Source organism: Parabacteroides sp. AF14-59, assembly GCF_003479515.1.
In the GTDB taxonomy this organism is placed as follows: domain Bacteria; phylum Bacteroidota; class Bacteroidia; order Bacteroidales; family Tannerellaceae; genus Parabacteroides; species Parabacteroides faecis.
The window spans coordinates 80,062-102,555 of sequence record NZ_QUHH01000022.1 but is presented as its reverse complement, the minus strand read 5'-3'; the positions used below and the strand labels follow the sequence as shown (position 1 = coordinate 102,555).

Annotated in this window: 16 protein-coding genes; 7 read left to right on the top strand and 9 right to left on the bottom strand. The window is 40.6% G+C overall.

What is annotated here, in order from left to right; translation table 11 throughout:
• Positions 1-41: 41 nt before the first annotated feature.
• Complete coding sequence (locus DWW23_RS20135) at positions 42-929, bottom strand: AraC family transcriptional regulator (protein WP_122355532.1); 888 nt, start codon at positions 927-929, stop codon at positions 42-44.
• A 116-nt stretch (positions 930-1,045) separates the two neighbouring features.
• On the opposite strand from DWW23_RS20135, the gene DWW23_RS20130 reads away from it, so the two are divergent.
• Positions 1,046-1,789, top strand: coding sequence for an SDR family NAD(P)-dependent oxidoreductase (locus DWW23_RS20130; protein ID WP_122355530.1), 744 nt, complete (start codon positions 1,046-1,048; stop codon positions 1,787-1,789).
• A gap of 27 nt (positions 1,790-1,816) precedes the next feature.
• Here the strand turns inward: DWW23_RS20130 and DWW23_RS20125 are convergent, their stop codons facing one another.
• Entirely contained in the window at positions 1,817-2,641 is an 825-nt protein-coding gene (locus DWW23_RS20125; RefSeq protein WP_122355528.1) for a hypothetical protein, read from the bottom strand.
• A gap of 215 nt (positions 2,642-2,856) precedes the next feature.
• On the opposite strand from DWW23_RS20125, the gene DWW23_RS20120 reads away from it, so the two are divergent.
• Genes DWW23_RS20120 through DWW23_RS20110 form a run of 3 tightly spaced genes read left to right on the top strand, consistent with a single transcriptional unit; the run spans position 2,857 to position 5,942 of the window.
• On the top strand, positions 2,857-3,405 hold the full coding sequence (locus DWW23_RS20120; protein WP_122355526.1) for an RNA polymerase sigma factor: 549 nt from the start codon (positions 2,857-2,859) through the stop codon (positions 3,403-3,405).
• Positions 3,389-4,636, top strand: coding sequence for a porin family protein (locus DWW23_RS20115; RefSeq protein WP_233564399.1), 1,248 nt, complete (start codon positions 3,389-3,391; stop codon positions 4,634-4,636). Before DWW23_RS20120 ends, DWW23_RS20115 begins: the two co-directional genes overlap by 17 nt.
• A 40-nt stretch (positions 4,637-4,676) precedes the next feature.
• On the top strand, positions 4,677-5,942 hold the full coding sequence (locus DWW23_RS20110; RefSeq protein ID WP_122355524.1) for an LVIVD repeat-containing protein: 1,266 nt from the start codon (positions 4,677-4,679) through the stop codon (positions 5,940-5,942).
• 193 nt (positions 5,943-6,135) lie between these two features.
• Here DWW23_RS20110 and DWW23_RS20105 read toward each other — a convergent pair whose 3' ends face one another.
• The 4 genes from DWW23_RS20105 to DWW23_RS20090 all read right to left on the bottom strand — a co-directional run bounded on the left by DWW23_RS20105 (position 6,136) and on the right by DWW23_RS20090 (position 12,950).
• On the bottom strand, positions 6,136-7,791 hold the full coding sequence (locus DWW23_RS20105) for a RagB/SusD family nutrient uptake outer membrane protein (RefSeq protein WP_122355522.1): 1,656 nt from the start codon (positions 7,789-7,791) through the stop codon (positions 6,136-6,138).
• 25 nt (positions 7,792-7,816) lie between these two features.
• Positions 7,817-11,098, bottom strand: coding sequence for a TonB-dependent receptor (locus DWW23_RS20100; protein WP_122355520.1), 3,282 nt, complete (start codon positions 11,096-11,098; stop codon positions 7,817-7,819).
• A gap of 114 nt (positions 11,099-11,212) precedes the next feature.
• Positions 11,213-12,373, bottom strand: coding sequence for a FecR family protein (locus DWW23_RS20095; protein ID WP_122355518.1), 1,161 nt, complete (start codon positions 12,371-12,373; stop codon positions 11,213-11,215).
• Positions 12,374-12,428: 55 nt separating this feature from the next.
• Positions 12,429-12,950, bottom strand: coding sequence for an RNA polymerase sigma-70 factor (locus tag DWW23_RS20090; protein ID WP_122355516.1), 522 nt, complete (start codon positions 12,948-12,950; stop codon positions 12,429-12,431).
• A gap of 155 nt (positions 12,951-13,105) precedes the next feature.
• Between DWW23_RS20090 and fsa the strand changes: the two genes are divergently transcribed.
• A complete protein-coding gene (fsa, locus tag DWW23_RS20085; RefSeq protein WP_122355514.1) occupies positions 13,106-13,762 on the top strand; it encodes a fructose-6-phosphate aldolase in 657 nt (218 codons plus the stop codon).
• 231 nt (positions 13,763-13,993) lie between these two features.
• Here fsa and DWW23_RS20080 read toward each other — a convergent pair whose 3' ends face one another.
• Positions 13,994-16,414 (bottom strand): ABC transporter permease, encoded by a 2,421-nt coding sequence (locus DWW23_RS20080; protein ID WP_122355512.1) that lies wholly within the window; start codon positions 16,412-16,414, stop codon positions 13,994-13,996.
• Between the two features lie 7 nt (positions 16,415-16,421).
• Positions 16,422-18,773 (bottom strand): ABC transporter permease, encoded by a 2,352-nt coding sequence (locus tag DWW23_RS20075; protein WP_122355510.1) that lies wholly within the window; start codon positions 18,771-18,773, stop codon positions 16,422-16,424.
• A 165-nt stretch (positions 18,774-18,938) separates the two neighbouring features.
• Here DWW23_RS20075 and DWW23_RS20070 point away from each other — a divergent pair, with 165 nt between their 5' ends.
• Positions 18,939-19,757: a response regulator gene (locus tag DWW23_RS20070; protein WP_122355508.1), complete on the top strand. Its 819-nt coding sequence runs from the start codon at positions 18,939-18,941 to the stop codon at positions 19,755-19,757.
• Positions 19,758-19,773: 16 nt separating this feature from the next.
• Here DWW23_RS20070 and DWW23_RS20065 read toward each other — a convergent pair whose 3' ends face one another.
• Positions 19,774-21,090, bottom strand: a complete 1,317-nt coding sequence (locus DWW23_RS20065) for a DUF4933 domain-containing protein (RefSeq protein ID WP_122355506.1) — start codon at positions 21,088-21,090, stop codon at positions 19,774-19,776.
• Positions 21,091-21,254: 164 nt separating this feature from the next.
• Between DWW23_RS20065 and DWW23_RS20060 the strand changes: the two genes are divergently transcribed.
• Positions 21,255-22,484, top strand: a complete 1,230-nt coding sequence (locus tag DWW23_RS20060; protein WP_122355504.1) for a 6-bladed beta-propeller — start codon at positions 21,255-21,257, stop codon at positions 22,482-22,484.
• Positions 22,485-22,494: the final 10 nt, after the last annotated feature.

Sequence of the window (22,494 nt, the reverse complement as noted above, 5' to 3'; positions counted from 1 at the left end):
TTTTTTAGTCCCGCGAAATTAGCCAATTTTTCAAGGCGGAACTAAACAATCACCTTCTTTTTTCTATAGTTTTCTCTGAATTCTGTCGGTGGCATTCCTTTTTTCTTCTTGAATATGCGGTTAAAATTCGACAGGTTATTGAAACCGCATGCATATCCGATCTCTGCGACTGATTGGGTGGAATCGATGAGGGCGCGGATGGCAAATCCTAAACGTATATCCGTCAGGAAATCGACAAAACTTTTAGATGTACGTTGCTTGATATATCGGCAGAAGGAGGGTTCACTCATGTTGATCAGGTCGGCAACATCCGAGAGGCGTACCTGTTTATTGTAATTTACGTTCAGATAATCTATGACTTTCCTTATACGTAAATCTTCTTCATGGGTTCTTTCCTGACGGATGAAAGAGTGGCTGGCCAGTTCCCGGAAATCTTCGGAGAGAGACAGTTCATGTAAAATCATCATCAGTTTCATGACCGAATAGAAGCCATCTGTCTCGCAGGTGATCGTTTTTAGCAACGGACGGACTTTCTCTATTGCCTGTACGCCGAAGGCAACTCCTTTCTGTGCACGTTCGAAAAGTGTTTTTATACTTTGAAACTGGTTTCTTTCCAGTAGTTCTTCAGGGAAGGATGAACGGTGAAATTGTATGGTTACCTCATGGATAGCCTGTGACTTGCATTCATGGTTAACCCAGGCATGTTCCAAAGTCGGATTCGTTACTAAAACCAGTTCATCGTCTCCAATCGTTTCAACTGAATCACCGACTATACGTTGGGCTCCTTTTGCATGTTCAATGAAATTCAATTCATATTCAGGGTGTACATGAATGGGGAAATTGAATGTTGATTTAAGGCGCTCTATTACGATGAAGCAGTCTTTTGAAGATAATGGCGATACTTCTTTAAACAATGCGGTTCCAATCATACTTTTTGTATTTCTGTACGCAAATATAGTCAAAGTTTTTATTTAGTTAATGTTACAGATGTTTTACAAGAGTCTTTTGTTATCTTTGCAACAGATAATCAGACACAAAACAGAATATGGACGGTAAGAGAGTATTTGTTACCGGTGGTGCTAAGGGTATTGGTGCTGCCATTGTAACCGCATTTTGCAATGTGGGAGCGCGCGTCGCTTTTTGTGATACAGATGAGAAGGCAGCTTTGCGTCTTTGCGATTTATTGCCTACTTTTGTCCAGTTTTTTCAGACTGATGCCAGTGATCCGGAAGCTCTTCAAAAAGTTTTCAACAAACTTATCAACATGTGGGGAGATGTAGATGTGATTGTTAATAATGTAGGTATCAGTGAATTTACGCCACTGGTTGATACAAGTATTGAACAGTTCGACAAGATCCTTTCAACAAACCTTCGTCCGGTGTTTATAACTTCAAGGGCATTGGCTATTCATCGGAACAATGAAGAAGGAAAACAACGTTACGGACGGATTATCAATATTGCTTCCAGCCGTTATCTGCAGAGTGAACCCGGGTCGGAGGGATATGCCGCTTCCAAAGGAGGCATTGTATCATTGACACATGCACTTGCACTTTCTTTCAGCGATTATAATATTACTGTAAACTGTATCAGCCCCGGCTGGATACAGAATGAGAACTATCAACTATTGAAACGTTCAGATCATAAACAGCATCCTTCAGGACGTGTGGGGCAGCCTTCGGACATTGCCAATGCCTGTCTTTTCCTTGCTGCTCCCGAAAATGACTTCATCAACGGACAAAATATTGTTGTTGACGGCGGAATGACTAAAAAAATGATTTATAATGAATAACATGCCATCGGCATATTTGCCAGTTATTTAGTTGAAACCGATCCTTATATTCTTGTTGTTGAATGCCGGATAGACTAAGAACTGGCGATCCATCCGTCTGTTCCAGGGATTATACTCGTAGTTGATCCCTACACCAACGCGGAACCCTTCTGCTACTTTAACTTCAAAGGCACCTCCTACACTGGTGTGATTATAATATGGGTTCAACAGCATATGCGGATTTGTACGTTCTCCTTTCTGATAAAACGCATATTGTCCCCAGCCTCTCAATGTCAGCCAATCGGAGGCTTCAAAGCTGACAGAAGCATTGACCCCTCCCATGAAATCGGGGCTATAATTGAATGGGGTAAAATACCGTCCTGCAAAAGCTCCTCCTGTAAGTGTCCATCGATCCTGTTGCCATACAAGGGATGAACTTACCCTTGTAAGTCCGCCTACACCGGGCCAGGTGAACTGTTCTCCGACAGTCAGCAAACCGGTTGTTTCACTGATCGGAGTAAAATCGAATTCCTGAAAATCGAGTGCCATAGGAGATATGCGACGTATCATCGGCGTAAATACATTAAAAAACGGACGATAAGCTTGTGACAGAACCTGCATATCCATCGGCCGTTCGTCATGGATTTGCGGAAAGTCTGGGGTAAACTCTCTGAGTTTCTTTTCAAACTCGGTTAGTTTGGATGGGGTATACGTTTTGTAAGATAACTCCGGTATATTGAAATCAAGCGCTTTGAACTTGGGTACGGCCGTAAGTTTCCCTTCACGATTCAGAACAAAATCAAATACAGACTGCGCATGACTATATGATACACACGCCAATAGTGCTATTATTATAAAATATCCCCGCTTCATACACAACATCATTTTATTGACGCTAAGATAGATTATTTGCTTAAAATAAGCTATTTATTCTTCTTGTTTTTACTTAAATAACATATATTTGTCTTATATCTGTTATCAGATAGACCATTTCTTTTACAAATAAAAAAAATATTTTCAATTTTCTCTATCAGCCTGCAACATTGAAAGGACCTTTTTCATCATACAGATAGAGAGTAATATTACCTATGGACGAACAGCTGTTAATTGCCGGATGCAAACGTGGGGAGTCATGGGCTCGTAAAGAGATATACGAGCTGTATGCTCCTGCCATGATGAGTGTGTGTATGCGGTATGTAAATAACAGGGAAACTGCTCGTGATTTGTTGCAGGATGGATTTATCAAGATATTCACGAAAATAGGAAGTTATACGGGGAGCGGTGCATTTCCCGGTTGGGTTCGCAGGGTATTTGTTACTACAGCTCTTGAATATCTGAGAAAAAACGATGCGATCCGGTTAAGCGTTAATTTTGATGATTGCGGGGAATTGGCGGATGAAGTGGATGTATCGGCATTAGAACGTTTATCTGCCGATGATCTGCATGCCTGTATTGCCCGTTTGCCGAATGGCTACCGGACGGTATTCAACCTCTATGCGATAGAGGGATATTCTCATAGTGAGATAGCAGAAATGCTACATATCAGTGAAGTAACCTCGCGAACACAGTTTATTCGGGCGCGGAAGGTGTTACAAAAAAGTGTTCAATCATTAATCAAGCATGAAAATGCGCAGTGATACGGATCATAGAGAACAATTGGATGATTTCAGCGAATTCATGAAACGGAAACTGGAGAACCACCGGTTACCCGTCGATGATCTTTGCTGGGAAGGGATCGAGCCTCGTATGAGACCCCGCGGACAGAAATGGCTGTGGTGGGCCGGAAGTTCTGTGGCTGCAGCTGTCATTGCATTATTATTTTTATTTGCACCTTTTCGGACAGGAGAGATACCCGACGGAAGTCAAAAATTACCGGTGGCTGTTACTGATGATAATAGAGAGAATGTATATGAGGAGAGTCCGGAAGATGTTCGGGAGGAAACAACTTCATTTGTGGGACAACCAGTTCCAAAGGAAAAACTGATTGCTGCTGTTGTTTCTGACGAATCTTCCACTGTTCTGATTGCTGAAAAAGAAATACCGGAAATAGCCGATAGTGTAGAGATACAGGATGAAACTGTTCAGTTAGCCGATGAAGGGAAGAAGGTATCTTCACCTGACCTGTATAGTTATGAGTCAAAAAAACAGACGTATTCTTCAGCTGGCAAGAATAGAAAGGCAGAAGGAAAGTGGTCTGTAAATGCGGGATTCGGAACAGGTGGTCATGTGTCATTAGGGTTAGGATACGATTATGCCGTAGAGGCACCCAATGACCATTTTAATCCAAGTTATCCCGGGACGATTCCGCCTCCGGTTAAACCTCCCTTTTTCGGAAATTCAACTGTTTTGTCATCCGATGAATATACGAGTGTAGATGCAGCCTTGCCTTTGTCTTTCGGCCTGACTGTGCGTAGAGATTTCAATCGTTATATCGGGTTGGAAACCGGATTGGTCTATACCTATCTGGCATCGAATCTGGATAAGTGGGATAACATTCACTACAAGTCGCGGTTAGAGCTTCATTATTTGGGTATTCCGGTAAATCTGGTAGTATCCCTTTGGCAAAATTCTCGGTGGAAAATCTATTTATCCGGTGGTTTTATGGTTGAAAAAGGATTAAGAGCCAAACAGACAGAAACCCGGTATTGGCAGACAGATGTGAAGACTCTGGTAGACAAGGGGGGGATAAACGGCTTGCAATGGTCATTGAATGCGTCTGCCGGTGTTTCCTATCGTTTTTACAAGGATTGGAATATTTATTTTGAACCGCGTATTTCACATTATTTTGATAATAACCAACCGGTAAGCATCCGCACGGAACATTCTGTACTCGTCGGATTGGGGGCTGGTATCCGTTTTGATTTTTAATTAAGAGAGTTAGCATATTAATCCACTAAATTTATTGAAGATGAAAAAACTAATGAGTCTGTTCTGTCTGTCGTTGATCTGTTTGTTTTGCGGATGTAATGATGATATGAAGGTAAAAGAGACAGTTACCTATACGGTGAATAAACCTGTGTATATGTCAGCCAATGCGTTCCGTTCTTCTGTGAAGGTGAATGCGTTGCCGGAAGAAATTACGCAGCAGGGAAAGATTTGTTTCTATGAAGGTTATCTGTATATGTCAGAACCCGGAAAAGGAATCCATATTATCGATAACCGAAATCCTTCGTCACCAGCTTTGGTCGGTTTTATAGAATTAATGGGAAATGCCGACCTGGCTATCCGTAACAATCTGTTATATGCGGATTCGTATGTCGACCTGGTGTGGTTCGATATCACTAATCCGGCTTTACCGATGTTGAAGAGTCGGTTGGAAAATGTTTTTCCACAGAGTTTCCCTCCGATTGAGGATGGTATAATAGATTCCGAAGTTTTTTCCGAAGCAGGAAAAGCCAAAGGTATCGTTATAGGCTGGACACAGGAAGAAGTAACGGAAACCTATGAGTATTATAAAGATGAAATCTACTATAATGATATGGCGACAAATTCCGGTAACAGTAGCGGTGGTTCTTCCACGGGAGTGAATGGTTCTATGTCCCGCTTTGGTCTTTATAAGGATTATCTGTATGTCGTTTTGAATAATCAGATGGATATTTTCGATCTTTCCGGTGAAGAACCGGTTGTTGCAACTGAAACTATTCCTGTCGGATGGAACGTCGAAACGATTTTCAGTTATAAGGAATATATGTTCATGGGAACGCCTACCGGTATGCTGATCTATTCGGTAAAAGACCCGGTAAAGCCGGAGTATCAGTCGGCAATGGTTCATGTGTATGGTTGTGATCCGGTAGTTGTGGAAGATGATATTGCTTATGTGACTGTCCATTCCGGTAATAATTGCGGGCAAAACTTTAACGAACTGATCATTTTAGATGTCAGTGATGTAAAAAGTCCGCAGCCGATCGTAGCTTACACCATGACAAAGCCTAAAGGACTGGGTATCGATAACGGGACTCTTTTCCTTTGTGACGACGGCCTGAAGATTTATAACGCATCAGATCCGCAAACATTGATGGCCAACCGGCTGGCTCATTATTCCGGCATGGAAGGATATGATGTGATTCCACACGGGAATGTCTTGATGATGATGGCTGAAGACGGTATTTATCAGTATGACTACTCTGATCTGAAAGAGATCAGGTTGTTGAGTAAGTTGGCTGTGAAGAAATAAAATAAATATAATGAATAAAAGAGACTTAAAATAGAAATTTGAAAATCTTATAATTCCTGTTTAAGAGAAATCCCCTTGTTCTTGCCTTATGTTGTGCTAAATTAGGGCAAAACAAGGGGATTATAATATTTCAACTTACGAGTTATAAGTAAGGTTGTCTCATTTTTATATGGTAAAACAGACTCTTTTAGTTTTATTTCCAGCCAGTGGGTTGGCTAATATTCGAATTAGCTGTAACTTCATCCTGAGGAAGAGGCCATGAGTCATTTTTAGGGAAAATGCAATTACGTTCTTCGATTGTTACAAACGAATTTGTGTTTGGATTCCATGCTCCCTGGATGGAACCAGACATTGTTTGCGCTCCAATATTCCAACGACGAATATCATCGTATCGTTTCCCTTCGAAACCTAATTCAACACGACGTTCGCGACGGTACAATTCACGAACTTTCTCCTGCGTATTATACACACTTTTGTCCATATTCGGCATTCCAGCACGATTGCGAATCATGTTTATATACTTTTCAACGTCTGGATTTTGCCAATCACCACTTTCAACCAGGCATTCAACGTAAGTTAGCAATACTTCTGCATAACGATATAACATGAAGTCCAAACTTCCGCGTCCACTGGCACGGTCTTGTTCACTTGCAAATTTTTTCAACATATAACCTGAAGCCGGAGCTCCTGTTTTTGTATAATAATCGCTACTATTTATATCAAATGGTGTATAAGTATAATTTTTGAAAGAAGTATTATCGCCAGGCACCATTACTGTTATATATAACCGGGGATCGCGTTCTTTATGAAGTGGATCTTTCTCATATTCAGTTCGTTCATTTGCCGTCAAAGACTGGATTGTTTTACCGTCGATTGTTTCAAATTCATCAACGAATGATTTTAAAACAGCACAAGTTCCTTGACCTCCTAATGACATACTTATACAACGAAACCAGAATTGATTCAGACCGTTTGAAGTAAAAATGATGCGTTCTTTATTTTGTTTTCCTACATAATTAAATAAGTCACGATAATTCTTACCTGGAGCATTATCAGTTGATTCTGTGTGATATAATTCGAATACCCCGGAATCAATCAATTGCTTTGCCGCTGCTTTGGCAATATCATATTTTTGGAATTGTAGGTTTAAGTCCATTTTCAGAGCAAGAGCAGAAGAGCGAGACATACGGTCACGGCGTCCCTCATCCCAAATAAAAGGACATACATTATCGTCTGTAATATTGATTATCGCATCAAATTCTTTATTCAAGAAATCCAAGCATTCCTCAACCGTATTGCGTGACATAAAGTTTTCGGTTGGAGTCAATGCTTTTTCAAGAATAGGTATGCCGTCGTGGCGACCATACCATAAGAGTAACTGCATATGATACCAGGCACGCCACACACGAACATCTGCTTTCATACGGTCACGCTCATATTCAAGTGTAAAATAAGCATTATCAACATGTTCCAGAAAGCGGTTGCAGCGACGAATGTATTCGTAATATTTATCCCATAATTTGCTGATATAACCACCTGAAGTCGGCGTTGCCGAACCATTGCCCAGATTGACTACTTCTGTCTGAAAGTTAGAACGGAAATACTGATTATCCGTCATACCTTCCATATGGATCCATGCGACGTTCGTTACTGTATTACTAGTGAAATAGGAACCGTTAGGCCAGGCTTTACATTGCCCCAATGCACTTTCGCATTCATTCATAGTTTTCCAGAAATCATCATCAGTTACCCCTGTTGGATGGTCTCTTGTCAGGAAATCAGAACAACTACAAAATAAGAGTAGCAGCAACGCAAATGTCCATGTCGTTATTTTATTATTTAATTTCATGATCTTTTTATTTATAGGTTTATTATTAGAAATTCAGACTGACTCCCATTGAATAGGTTTTAACCAGCGGATATGAACTTTTTTGTCCGCGGCTTTCCGGGTCAACCAGTTTTTCCTTTGCAAATGTGAAAGGATTTTGTGCATTTATGTATACACGGATATTGGATATGCCGATTTTTTTTAGACCCATCTGATCGAATAAATATCCTAACTGGATATATTTTACACGGCAATAACTTGCATCAAAATGCCAAAAATCAGAACGATGATTATTATTACCATATGTAGAATTAGGTGCAATACGGGGATAACGTGCATCTGTATTGGTCGGAGTCCAATAGTCTGTTTGTACTGAAAGAGGTGTTTGTCCGTCTCCTGAAGTGCTTAAACCAAAGGAATATGGTTCCGAGTAGTAGGCGTCAACCCCTGAAACTCCTTGAAATAAAACCTCTAATGACCATTTTTTGTAATCGAGAGTTACATTGGCAAAATAATTTAGTTTAGGTTGCTCATCCCCACGAATAACACGGTCATCAGTTGTTATTTTACCGTCTTTATTTGTGTCAAGATAGTGTATATCTCCAGGTTGTTGTCCATCATAAATGATTACACCTTCTTTAGGAGTCCAATTTCCGCTTTCGTCTTTGGTAAAATCACTTTCCTGTAATAAACCGGCTGTCGGGTAAACATAAAAGCTTTTTAGTGCATATCCTACTGCATTTATATTATCTCCGTTATCATATGGACCTCCGTATAAGTCTTCAATTTTATTTTTGTTTTGGGATAAACCTCCATGAATGTTGAAACCAAAATCTTTGGTTAACTGTTTGTTGTAGTTGATATCAAGTTCCCAACCACGGTTTCTCAATTCCCCAGCATTCATAGGAACCTTTTCTATACCGCCGATATATGAAATGGGAGGAGTGATGATAAGATCAGTTGTCAGCTTATCGTAATAGTCAAATGTAATATTGATATCTTTAAGTATTCTGATGTCTGCACCGACGTTAAGCATATTCACTTTTTCCCATGTTATATCCGGGTTTCCATAAGTCGTTTCATTACCGTTTGATGAATTGATCAAAGATTGATATTTATATAGACCGATGTTCTCATTTCCCAGCAAACCGTAAGATGCTCTTAATTTTAATTCATTTAACCATTTTGCGCTTTTCATGAATTTCTCTTCATGCATATTCCAACCTGCACCAACGGATGGGAAAACTCCATATTTATTACCCTTTCCAAAACGAGATGAACCGTCCCGGCGAACTGTCCCTTCTAATAGAAAACGACGATCGAAAGTATAATTAGCTTTACCGAATACAGAGACCATTGACCATTGATCCCAATCTCCATTATTTGTTAATTCCTGATTATATCCTCCGATAACAAATAAGCGGTGTTTGTTTTTCTCAAATGTATATTCAGCAGTGGCACCTATATAGTAGTAGCTAGAGCGGTCTTTACTTGCATTATTAATTGAACTCCAGGTTTCGAGTAAAGCACCAGAAGTATAATCAAAAAAGTTATAGGCTGCTCGTTGGCGATTAGTGGCACTGCTACTAACGCGGTACGAATATTGGCCTCTTAAGATTAATTTGGGAATGACTTCCCAACGAGGTGCAATATTGATACTTACGTTGTCTTCCAAAGCTTTAAATTGTCCACCACGATCAATTAATGCGGCAGGATTACGTTGTTCAGGACGGTTTCCGTAAAATACGATATCGCTTCCTTCTTTCATCGGATAGCGTGCAATTGTATTAGGAGGGGTGCCATACATATAAGAAATGATAGAAGATGTGTATGCTCCATCCCTGTACATGGGTTCCTGACGATTAGTACGGTATGAATTAAAGTCCATATTGACAGATAGGTTATCAAGCAAACTTACAGATGTATTGGCACGTATATTGATACGATCTGAATTCGCTTTTTCAACCAAACCTTCATTTTTAAGATAATTGGCAGTTAATGCGAAGCGAGCCAGGTTACTACCACCGGAAACAGATACGGAGTGACTTTGAACAGAACCTGTTTTGAATAAAAAATCAGCCCAATCCACATCTGGATATTTAACTGGATCTACGCCTTTACGTGTATTGTCTATTTCTTCTTGTGAATAGATTGGGTCACCTCCGATATTTGTGTTGGCAGCATTTAACATATCCATATATCCAGCACCATCAATAAATTCGGGCAGATAGGTTGCTTTCTGGATACCGAAATAACCGTTGTATGAAACATTTACTTTACCAGGGGTTCCGCGTTTTGTTTTTACAACGATAACGCCGTTTGCAGCACGGGCTCCATAGATAGCAGCAGCAGCAGCATCCTTTAGTACAGTAACACTTTCGATAGTATTCGGATCAAGGTTGTTCATATCCATAGGAATGCCATCCACTAATACCAGAGGATCACTATTCGTTGTTAATGAAGATATACCGCGGATTTTAATAGTTGCGGCATCTGCACCTGGCAAACCGGAACTTTGAGTAACATTCAAACCTGTTATACCTCCTTGTAATGATTGGGATAGAGATGTAATAGGTTTTGTAGTCAGATTTTTGTTTATATCCAGAGAAGAAACGGATGAAATAGTATTTAATTTCTTTTCCTCAGAAAAACCAGTTACGATAATTTCATCTAGAGTCTCACTATCTTCACTCAAAGAAACACTTAAGTTACTGATTGCCCGTGAGACAACATATTCATACTCTTTGAATCCCAGAAAGTTGAAAACAAGTATGTCTCCACGTTTTACCTTGATTGAGAAATAACCGTTCTGGTCACTTATTGTACCAAGTTTTGTCCCTTTGATAGAAATGTTTACGCCAGCCATCGGATAAGGAGGTTCCGAATTTTCCAATACCTGACCTTGGACAGTCCAAGGTCTCTCATCAGCCAAGCTGATGAGAGATGATTGTATTTCTTCTTTTGCTTTTTTGGCAATAGCGATATAATCATCTATTTGTTTAAAAGTATATCCGTCTCCCAATACAGCAGACAATGCTTCTTTTATGTCAGATGTTTTTATGTCTACGGACACACTATTGTTTGTAGCTAATTCTTCTGTACTGTAAGCGATTTTAATACCGGATTGTTCCGAAATAGCATCCAGTATTTGTTCCATCTTTGCATTCTTGAACGATAAGATCAAGGTGTAATTTTGTTCGAAAATAGATTCAAATGCAAAGACATTGAATGGAACTGCCAATATAAAGCAATTCAGTAAAGTTATAAACAATGATCGTTTTAAGACTTTTTGTGCTTTACAAAAGTCTTCCGATACTTTTTTTTCCATAAATTTGTAATTTACAGGTTAAACTAAAATGATTTTGTTTTTTTGATCTGTTAGCGGAGGTAGTATCTGATCCATACTGCCTCTGTTGCTTTTCATAATATTATTATGTCATAATTATCGTTCCTCCTTTATTTTTTTGATGTAAATAATGTTATTTGTTCTCTCGAGTTTGATATTGGAAGTATAACTGATTACCTCCAATAGTTGATCTATGTTTGTATCTCTTTCTGCTACAAGTGAGTAGCGATTGTGCTTTAATTTTTCATCTTCGTAGTTAACAGAGAAATCATACCATCGCTGGAGTTTTTTGATAATATCTTCCAATGTTGCATCTTTAAAGATATACTTTCCATCTATCCAGGAAGTAAAGAGTTCAGTATTTACTATTCGGATGGCTGTTTTTGTATTGTCCCTATTATAGATGAATTGTTCAGAAGGAGTGATAGTAACTGTTTTTTTATTTTCTGCTTTAACGGAAACAGAGCCTTCCACTAATGTTGTACTGATCGTATTATCAGCCGTGTAACAGGAAACGTTGAATGAAGTTCCCAATACTTTTATTTCCATACCGTTTGCATTGACAATGAAAGGTTTTTCCTTATTTTTGGCAACCTCCAAAAAAGCTTCTCCTATAAGAGTTATTTCCCGCTTATTACCAACGAATCGGGTCGGATAGGTTATTTCTGTCTCTGAATTTAACCAAATGCGGGTTCCGTCAGAAAGTAATAGTTGATATGTTTTTCCTTTAGGTATGACTAAATGATTATTTTGTATTGTTATTTCTTCCTCTTCTTCTTGTGGCTCATAAACTAGTTTATTTTTTGCATCGTTTTTAATTACCACATGTTTTTCTTGCATGGAAAAAGATTCTTCCGTTAATGCTATTTTTTCTCCATTCTCTAAAAGTAATGTAGGTTGACTAAATTCTTCCATGTTAACTTCACTGATAGTGGATGCTGGTTGTTTTGAAAAATAAATCATGCCGATAAATACAATAATAGCAATCATTGCTGCATAACGTGTCCATATAGGCAGTCTGAATGTTTTCTTTTTGGCGATGGTCTGTTTACGAACCTGTTTCCAGGCGAATTCTGTATTGAATGTTTTATTTTTGTCCCTATACGATACGACTTGATATAATCGTTTTATTTTTTCATATTCGGCCTGGTTTGCATCAGAAGTGTCCAACCATTCCGTAAAGATACGGTGCTCTTCATCTGTAGCCTCGTCTGCTAATATGGAATGTATAATTTGATATATTATTTCAGAATTCATTTTTTCATCCTTTTGTATTAATTACAATTGGGAAGAAAGAAATGGGTAGGCCAAATCAGAAAAAAAATAGAAAAAAAATAAAGGTCAGGTGTTTTAACTCTTCTTTCATGATCCGGAAAGCCTCTCCCAGATGATATTTTACAGTGTTAACCGATATATTGGATATTTCAGCTATTTCTTTGTATTTCAATCCGGTGATACATTTTAGTAAAAAGACTTTTCTGCATTTCTCTGGAAGTTTCTGTAATGCCAACTGCACTTCTTTTTGATAGATAAAATCGTCTTCATCATCCAATTGGAGATTCCATTCTTCTGTCAGTGAGACTATGAAATCTTCTTTTATAATTTCAGACTTATAATAATTGATACAACTGTTTTTAATTGCCCGATAGGCATAAGGGAGAAAGATTTCCTGAGTAACAGTCAAATGCTTTTTTTCCCAGATTGAAATGAAGAATGTTTGAACAATATCTTCAGCAACCTGACTGTCAGCGATATATCTGCAGGCATAGTTACATAAAAGGGAGTAGTGATCCCGAAATAGTTTTTCAAAGATTTGTTCGTTGGCTATCTCCATAAGTTTAAATAATCTGCAATGTTCGAAAATTTTTTGAAGAAATACAAGTTTTATGCCAAATGAATTGAATAGTGGATAGTCCTTTTCTTTTGAATTCTTGAGAACTATCAGTGAATGAATTTGTTATTTAAATAGAATCATAAATACATAAAACAATGAAATTTTTTATCGACACGGCGAACCTGGATCAGATTCGGGAAGCGAATGATTTAGGTGTATTGGATGGTGTTACGACCAATCCGTCCCTGATGGCTAAAGAGGGGATAAAAGGAGTAGAAAATCAGCGGGCACATTATTTGAAGATCTGCGAGATCGTGGATGGGGATGTAAGTGCTGAGGTGATATCGACCGATTATGAGGGAATGATAAAAGAAGGGGAGGAACTGGCTGCCCTGAATCCGCATATCGTGGTGAAAGTCCCTTGTATAGAAGCTGGGATCAAAGCGATCAAACATTTTTCCGATGAGGGAATCCGTACTAATTGTACGCTGGTCTTTTCGCGTGGTCAGGCTCTTTTGGCTGCAAAAGCAGGAGCCACCTACGTTTCACCATTTGTAGGACGTTTGGATGATATTTCGAGCGACGGGATTGAATTGGTAAGAAAAATCGTAGAGATGTATACTTATTATGGGTATGAGACCGAAGTGCTTGCCGCTTCCATTCGCAGTACACAGCATATTATCCAGTGCATTGAAGCCGGAGCCGATGTAGCGACTTGTCCGTTATCTGCAATAAAAGGTTTGTTGAAACACCCGCTTACCGATAGCGGACTGGCAACCTTCCTGGCCGATTATAAAAAGGTGAACGGATAGGCCGCTAATGACAAATAATATTTTCTTTATTTTATAGGGGGCAAAAAAAGTTTGTCACTGTTAACATTTGAAAACATATAGAGCCTGTCTGGTATATCACCGGGATGATATTGGAATGCGCCCCCGGTGGTAATAAAACGTCACCGGGATGGCATTATACAAAGGCTATAGCTTTCGGGTTTAGAAGCTATAGCTTTTGTCCTTAAAGTAAGTAGCTTTTGGGCTTAGTTGTTATTCACTTTTTAATACTTCAACCGGGTTGCCGGATGCAGCTTTGTAACTGTGCCAGCTGATAGTCAACAAGGTGATGAACAGCACGAAAATACCACTCAATAGAAAATGGAAGACCGATATGTCGGTATGATATACAAAATTTTCCAGCCATTGGTTCAGAAAAAGCCAGGTAATGGGAACAGCTATAACGAAAGCTATTCCGATCCAGCCGACGAATTGTTTGTTTAACAACAACATGATCTTTAGAGTGCTGGCTCCATTTACTTTTCGTATACCTATTTCTTTCGTGCGTTGTTCCGTTGCGTATAGAGCCATTCCGAACAGGCCGAAACAAGTCAGGAAGATACTGATCAGCGAGTACATGATCATTAATTCGGCCAGCTCGGTGGTCCTGCTATTACGCTGCATAAACTCCTTATAGACATCCTGGTAAGTGAAATATTTACCCGGATTCATCCTTTCCCATACTTCTTTAACGGCAGCGATTGTTTGCTGACGTTCTTTGCCCACTTTGATTTCTGCAAAAGCATATCGTTTATCATCATCCTGGCCAATGTAAATGATACTGGGGAAAACATCTTCTTCAAGTGAAAAGGCAAATATGTTCTCGACAATACCTGCAACGACCACTTTTGGGTTGTTGCTGTCCTTTTCATATTCTTTGCTGTCTTTGTCGTATTTACTCAGTTGCTGACCGACCGGATTTTCTCCCGGCGGAATCAGTAGATCTGCATATTTCCGGGTGATATAGGCCGGATTCTGGAATTGTTCGAGTGCCTTATCCGGCTCAACTCCCTGTATGATGTCGATTTTTAATGTTCTCAGGAAATCACGTCCTCCCATGTATTGCGCTTTCATATAATGGCTTTCACTTCCATCCTGTTTTTTGATATCCACGGGAGTTATCCCCATGTTTAGTAAAGGACCACCTGTAAGTGTAACATTTTCTACGCCGGGTATTTTTCTTATTTCACGTGCGAAAGCCGGTAAGTAGGAATTGTCTGCTCCCCAATTGCCCACCTCGATTAATCCGTGATATCCTTCCGCTCTGTTTTGTATAAAATGAAGTTGGCTGTTTACTGTAAGTGTTGCGATGATCAGTCCGATAGAGACTGTATATTGGGCGATCGAAAGAGCCGTTACGATCCTTCTTTTCTTGTTCCCGGTGAAAAACTCGCGGTAGCCGGAGGCCGATAGTTTGGATATTTTCCGGCTGATATAAACAGAAGGGATGATTGATAACAGGAGTATGAACAGTGTGATAACCGGTAATGCCTGTCTGTTAAAGAAAAAAGAAGTCTCTATCTTTCCGGAAGTGATCGAATTGAATATCGGAATCAGATCGTGTGTTATCAGCAAAGATAACAGAAAGGCTACAATGACAGTCAGGAATGTATCGATAAATAGCTGGTGGTTTATATCGGTTTTTGTCGCGCCCATCAGTTTTTCCGTATGGATCATCCGCACTTGTTGCAACAGGCGGGAGAAGTTGAGGTTGATATAATTGAAACAGGCGATCAGCAGGATAAGAATGGCGGAGATCAGCCCGACGTAAAGTAATGTCTTTTGACGACTGTTCATGAAGAAGTAACTTTCTTGTGTGTATTTCTTGAAATAACTCTCTTGTAGAGTGTACATACGGTATTTTCCGTCGGGAACAAAGGTTTGTATGCCGTCTTTATGGATTTGTTCGGCAAACTTTTTCGTATCGATCGGGCGGTTGGTCATAAACAAACATAATCCTCCGGGGATTGGCCCGTCATTTCCGATTACGGCATCGAAGTCGATATAAGATTGTTCACGCGATTTCAGCACAGCGGCAATCTGATAGGTCGTTTCATTTTTCCCCTCTTCAATCGTACCATCTTCCAGTACACGGGTCGTTACATTGTTTTCACCGGTTATGATCGTTTGGCCGATCGGATTCTCTTTGCCGAAATACTTTTGGGCGCATTTTTCCGATAAGGCGATTTTATTCGGTTGTGTCAGCACTTCGTTCAAATCTCCATACAATACTTTATAAGGGAAGAAATGGGGAAACGAGGCTTCTGTTGTCATTATTATGATGGGGTCGAAACGGGTATTGTTTACTTTTATGTAATCCATTCCGATATTATTGAGGCATACATGATCTATAATCTCCGGGTATTTCTCTTTAATTTCGGCCGCAATGCCACCGGCAGTGAAACAAACCCTTTCACCCGGTTGGATCGGCGAATCCTGGTCCATCATATAAATGGTCTCCCGGTGAGGATTGTCCGCCTCCAGGTTATACTCATGGATAACAAAAATAGCCAGCAAGTTCGTGCAGGCAATGCCGATTGCCAGGCTGATGATCGATATGATTGAAAATGTCTTGTTCCGCCACCAGCTTCGCAGGACGAGTTTGAATGCGATTGCTTTCATTTTGTAATTCATAATAGGGTTATTCACTTCTTAATACTTTTACCGGATTGGCTGAGGCTGCTTTGTAACTGTGCCAGCTGACGGTAAGCAATGTGATGAACAGGACAAAAAGCCCGCTTATCAGATAGATGCCGATACTTATATCCGTACGGTAGACAAAGTTTTCCAGCCAGCGGTTCAGCAGTAACCAGGTGATAGGGATGGCGATGATGAAAGCAATCCCTATCCAGGTGATAAACTGGCGGTTGAGTAGCAACATGATCTGTGGAGTTGTTGCTCCGTTTACTTTTCGTACACCGATTTCTTTCGTACGCTGTTCGGTAGCATAGAGGGCCATTCCGAACAGGCCGAAGCAGGTCAGAAAAATACTGATAACGGAATACATCAACAAGAGCCTGGAAAGTTCAGTTGTTTTCTCGTTCCGTTGGAGAAAAGTCTTATACACATCCCGATAAGTGAAATATTGGCCCGGATTTACCTTGTCCCATACTTCCCGGATAGTGGCAAGTGCCTTTCCCTGATCGCCATTAAGACGTATATAGATATAATTGAAGGCATTATCCGGACTGTTGTTGATCTGGATAGTGATTGGGTTCACCTCCTTTTCAAGCGTGTTGGTATATAGATTATCGACAATCCCGGCAATGGTGGAGGTCGTTTCGTTTTGCCCTTTGCTGAGATCTTTATCCATTAAATTTAAAGGTTTGCCTATAGGGTCTTCTCCTTTAGTGACCAGGAGTTCTACAAATTTTTCGTTGACGTAGGCCGGACGTTCATATTTCTCTATCGCCTTGTCGGGGGGAAGTCCTCTGCGCACTTTCAGTTGCAACGCATCCAGAAAATCAGATTCGCCGAAATAATCGATTTGCGAGGTGTATTTTTCTTTACCGTTTTCGTCGGTGAGGACCACCTGTTTTATCCAGCTGTTCAGAACGGAACCACCGGCGATAGATACATGTGCTATTTCCGGATACTTTTTCAGTTCGCGTACAAAAGGACGTATATATGACCCATCCTCCTCCCAGTCTCCCATCTCGATAAGATTCTTATAATTATCGCCTCCTTGGCGAATGAAATGGAGTTGGTTGTTTACCGTTAGTGTTGCGATGATCAGTCCGATAGAGATGACATATTGTGCTATGGATAAAGAAGTCACAATCTTTCTTTTCTTGTTCCCGGTAAAGAATTCACGATAGCCGGAACCGGATAATCCGGATATTTTCCGTCCCATATAAGCCGCCGGCACGACAGACAACAGTAGAATGAAGCCACAGATAACAGGCAATGTTTGCCAGTTGAAGAAGAAAGAGGTGTGTAACCGACTGTTTACTATCGAGTTGAATGCAGGCAACAAGTCATGTGTAATCAGTAAAGAACAAGAGAAGGCAATGATGACCGTCAGGAACGTATCCAGGAAAAGCTGCCGGTTGATTTCCTGTCGGTTGGCACCCATCAGTTTTTGTGTGTGGATCATCCGCATTTGTTGAAGCAGACGCGAGAAGTTGAGGTTGATATAGTTGAAGCAGGCAACCAACAGAATGAGAAGGGCTGAGATAAGTCCCACATAGAGCAATGTCGGCTGCCGGCGATTGAAGAAGGGTTCTGTTCGTTGTACTGTTGTCTGGAAGTAGCTTTCCTGTAAAGAGGTCAGGCAGTAACTTCCGACATCGCCTTGCAAAGTGGGGATTTTATCTTTTTTTAATTGGGCTTCAAACGTTCTCCGGTTGATCTCCTGGTTCATAAGTAATAAACAAGGACCACCGAAAAAGGAGTCGGTTATTCCGGTTACTGCTTCCAGATGTAAGAAAGACTGTTCCCGGTCGGCAATAATGGCGGCGACCTGATAGGATTTGTCTGAGGGAGCAAAATGGATAATTTTACCAATCGGATTGGCGTTTCCGAAAAGTTTTCGGGCTGTTGGTTCCGTAAGAGCCAACTTATCAGGTTGTGTCAATGCCTCTTTTAAATTTCCACTCAGTATCTTATAAGGAAAAAAGTCGGTCAAAGAGGAATCTGTGACCATTAAACAGATAGGAGCATGTTTAATATTATCGATAGAGATATATTTGACCGTTGGATTGGATATTCGGAGGATACTTTTCACTTCCGAATAATTCTCTTTTAGCATAGGTGGGATGGAACCGTCGGCATACCATATTTTCTTTCCGGACTCCATCGGCGAATCCTGATTAAGCATCCAGATACGTTCCTTATTGGGATTTTCGTTTTCTATGCCATATTCGTGAATAGTAAAGACGGTTAGCAGGTTGGTGCAGGCAATACCGATCGCCAGGCTGACGATAGAGATTATAGAGAATGTCTTGTTTCGCCACCAGCTACGGAATACAAGTTTTAATGCGACTGTTTTCATGTGGTAAAATATTTCCCGTAAAACTATTCCCTTTTCGCTTGCAAGACAAAAAATAGATGGAAATAATCCCGAAGCCACGGAGAAACGTCTAATAATTGGACAGTAATATATTTCGCGTGGAGTCGGTATAAAGTTTGAGATTATCCTTTTATCTTTGCTTCTGTTATGAGAAACGGGAAGATTATAGTTGTCGACGATAATGAGGCAGTGCTTAAAACATTGCGGACGATCCTTTCGCGTGAGTTTAAGACGGTGGTCTGTGCTTCGGTGCCGACTTTGCTACCCGCCTTGCTCCGGGAAGACGATGTGGATGTCGTTCTGTTGGATATGAATTTCGGGACCGGAAAGCAGAGTGGAGGAGAAGGACTTTTCTGGCTGGACCATATCCGTGAACGTCCGAATCCGCCGGAAGTGGTGCTCATCACGGCTTTTGGAGATATCGAACTGGCTGTGGCTTCACTGAAAAGAGGGGCGGCGGACTTTATAGTGAAGCCCTGGGATAATGATAAATTATTGTCTACTGTTATAGCCGCCTGGAATGCTCGTTCCGGGAGAAAACAAAATTCCTTTCGGAAGGAATCCGAATTTCTTTCGGAAGAAACAGATTCTGTCGTTACTTTGCTGGTCAACTCCCTTCTCCGGAAATATGCGACGGCATATGGAAAACCTTTTCCCTGTATTACCCCTGATGCATTGCGTAAATTATCGGATATAATACTTAGCGGCGATCTAACCCTCTTACAGCAAACGATAGAACGTGCCGTGCTTCTTTCAAATTCACCGTCGCTGGACAGCAGTGATTTTTATCTGGAAGATCCCTCTGCCCCGGCATCTCATCCGGTGACTTTGGAGGAGATGGAGAAGCAGTTTATCAGTGAAGTGCTTGCCGATAAAAAAGGAAATCTGACTCTTTGTGCACAGCAACTGAATATAAGCAGGCAGACGCTTTATAATAAAATGAAGAAATATGATCTTTCCTATTGATCAGATAGTTCTTTTATTACTTGACTACGATCATCACATATTGATTTTCCTTTATCCGGGTATTATCGAGTAACTCCAGCAGTTTCTGTTGTGCCGGAGAGCCCGTTCGTTTTACATTCATGCGCATTTCCGTCAGGGTACGGATCATATAAAGATAATTGTCCGTTTGTCCGTCCGGCCAAAAGGTAAGTCCGCCGTCCAGGTCGTTGATGAAGCCTTGCTCTCGGCGTGGAAGTACAAATGTTTTACCTTCCTCTTTTAGATAAACGGCCTGGTAACTCAGTGTCGGTTTATATTCATATTCGTATCCCAGCCAGCTTACAAGTTTTGGCCCCTTTTTCTGGTATATGCCCATAAATAATCCCTTGGGATTTTCATATAATGTACGTAACCACATTTTTCCGTCTTTCACTTCCTGTCCTTCTTCATAATCGGAAAGAACTCCGGATTTCCCGAAATGGATATTGTAGAGCGGAACGACCGTTTGCGGATCGCGTAACTGATATACCGTATCGCAGAAGGGGATCATAAATGTCATTTGATCCTGTGCTTCATTCCACCAGGAGGTCTGGAAGAACGGGATATTGTCCGTCTCTTTCCTGGAGAGTGCCGATTGTTCTTTCAGCATGAACTTGCAGAGAGTTTCTCCTTCCAGATTAAAGGTCAGCAAACTATTCGGAATACCTGTTGAGTCTTCATAATGACTTAGCATATATCCGGAAGAAGAGAATCCCAGAAGTTTATCGTTTTGCAGGTTGATCGGGTATTTTTTTTCTACTATTTCCGGAAAAACATATCTGTTGATTGTCAGCATAGTATCCAACGGTGGGAGTTCGGCGATCTGCGGATAATAAGGATCGTCGGTTCCCCGGTTATTTTGATCTTTACCACTCAAGGCACAATACATGCGGGTAGTCTTTTTGTCATAGAACAGGTTGTGCCCGTTCATTTCATTGTTCCATTTGTAGGCCAGTGCTTTGAATCCGTAACGTTTACTCGGTTTCCCTATTTTCCGGTAATAGAGCCGCGGATTGTTGAATGTCAGAAAAGCGTTACTATCCGGTATGGCTATGGCCTGTGTAACTGTATAATTTGCATCTCCGACAATATGATACTCTATTTCTGATGCGATCTGGCTGAGTTTCAATGGTTCTTTGTCGCCCTCGATCGTCTTTTCCAGGTCGATGGAGATTGGAGTTGCCGTATAATCCACCTTCCCTTCGTATTTGGGCGGAGTGACCGGACGGATATTCTTTTCTTCTTTTCCTTTACAGCTGCCCAGGATACTGAGACATACGGTACAGATAGCGATCAGAGCAGAAAGCGTTTTCATGATATGCGTTGTTTTAATAGATTGCATCAAAAATAAGGATAATTTGTTTAATTGTACTTATTCGGTACGGTTTTATCGTTTATTTACGAAAAAATAGTAATATTATTGCTTTTCAGCAATTTAATTGCTTTATTTGTATATACTAATCTAAATACCAAATCAATATGAATGCAAGTTCGAAACTTTTGGGTGGGTTGTTGATCGTTTTGACAACCGTTTCTTGTATTACAGGAAATAAACGTGACAGCGGGCGTAAAAACCTTTTGAAAGATTGTCCGGTTGTGGCCGAATATGTTCAAGTGGGTGACGATAAGGTTTTATCATGCGACCAAAAACTTCTGGCAGATACGATCCGGCTCCCTCTCAGTTTCTTTGCTGAAGATCTGGAAATTATCAAACTGGATGGGCGGGATACGGCATTGGTTACCCAGTGCGGAGTCAGTCTTTCTGATAATTATATATTGATACATAGCGGATATCCGCCTACGGCATTTAAACTTTTCGATCGGGAAGGAAATTATCTGACGGATATAGGATCTGTAGGGCAGGGACCCGGTGAGTATAACTTTGTGTATGATGCCCAGATCGATGAAAAAAACAATCGTGTTTATCTGATGCCCTGGCAGACAAACCAACTATTGGTCTATGATCTGCAGGGAAATGTATTGGATCCGGTGCCGTTGGGCATTCGTTGTCCTAAAGCAAATTTCAAAGTCGATCCGGATAGGGGGACAGTTACTGTAGCTGTATTGCCGTTCCCGAATACGTCGGCTGTTGTCTGGACACAGGACCTGTCGGGCAAGCATCTGGCGGAGGTTGCTCCCGGACATCTGGAAGTTCCGTGGACATTCAATAATGAGGTGATGTGTAATTTCAATATTCCCGGTGTATTTGATTTCGGTATTTTGTGCATCGACCCGACCCGTCCTGATTCATTATATCGGTATGACATCGAAAATAACCGGATATATCCTACTTTCACATTCAAGCATACAGCCACCGATCCTATTCCCTGGCACGGTTATAATGAGTGGCCGGATCATTTTACCGGACAATATTCAGGTCCCCCTGTCGTTCAACAAGTTGAAACCGGAACAGTTGCAACGCCGGGAGAAACAGTTCACTATATAGTCGACAAGAACACTTGCAAAGGTGCTTATTTTAAGATGTATAACGATTATTTCGGTGATCAGGAGATCGATTGGCCTAGTTCGACTTTTTTTAACGGACATTTTGTTCGTAACCTTGAACCGGGGAATTTATTAAGCGATATCGAAAATTTGTTGAAAAAAGAGGCTCTTTCCGGTGAGATGAAGAAAAAACTGACGGACCTGCAACATTCGATAAACGAGAATGATAATAATTATTTGATGATAGCACGGCTTAAAAAATAAGATATAAGTA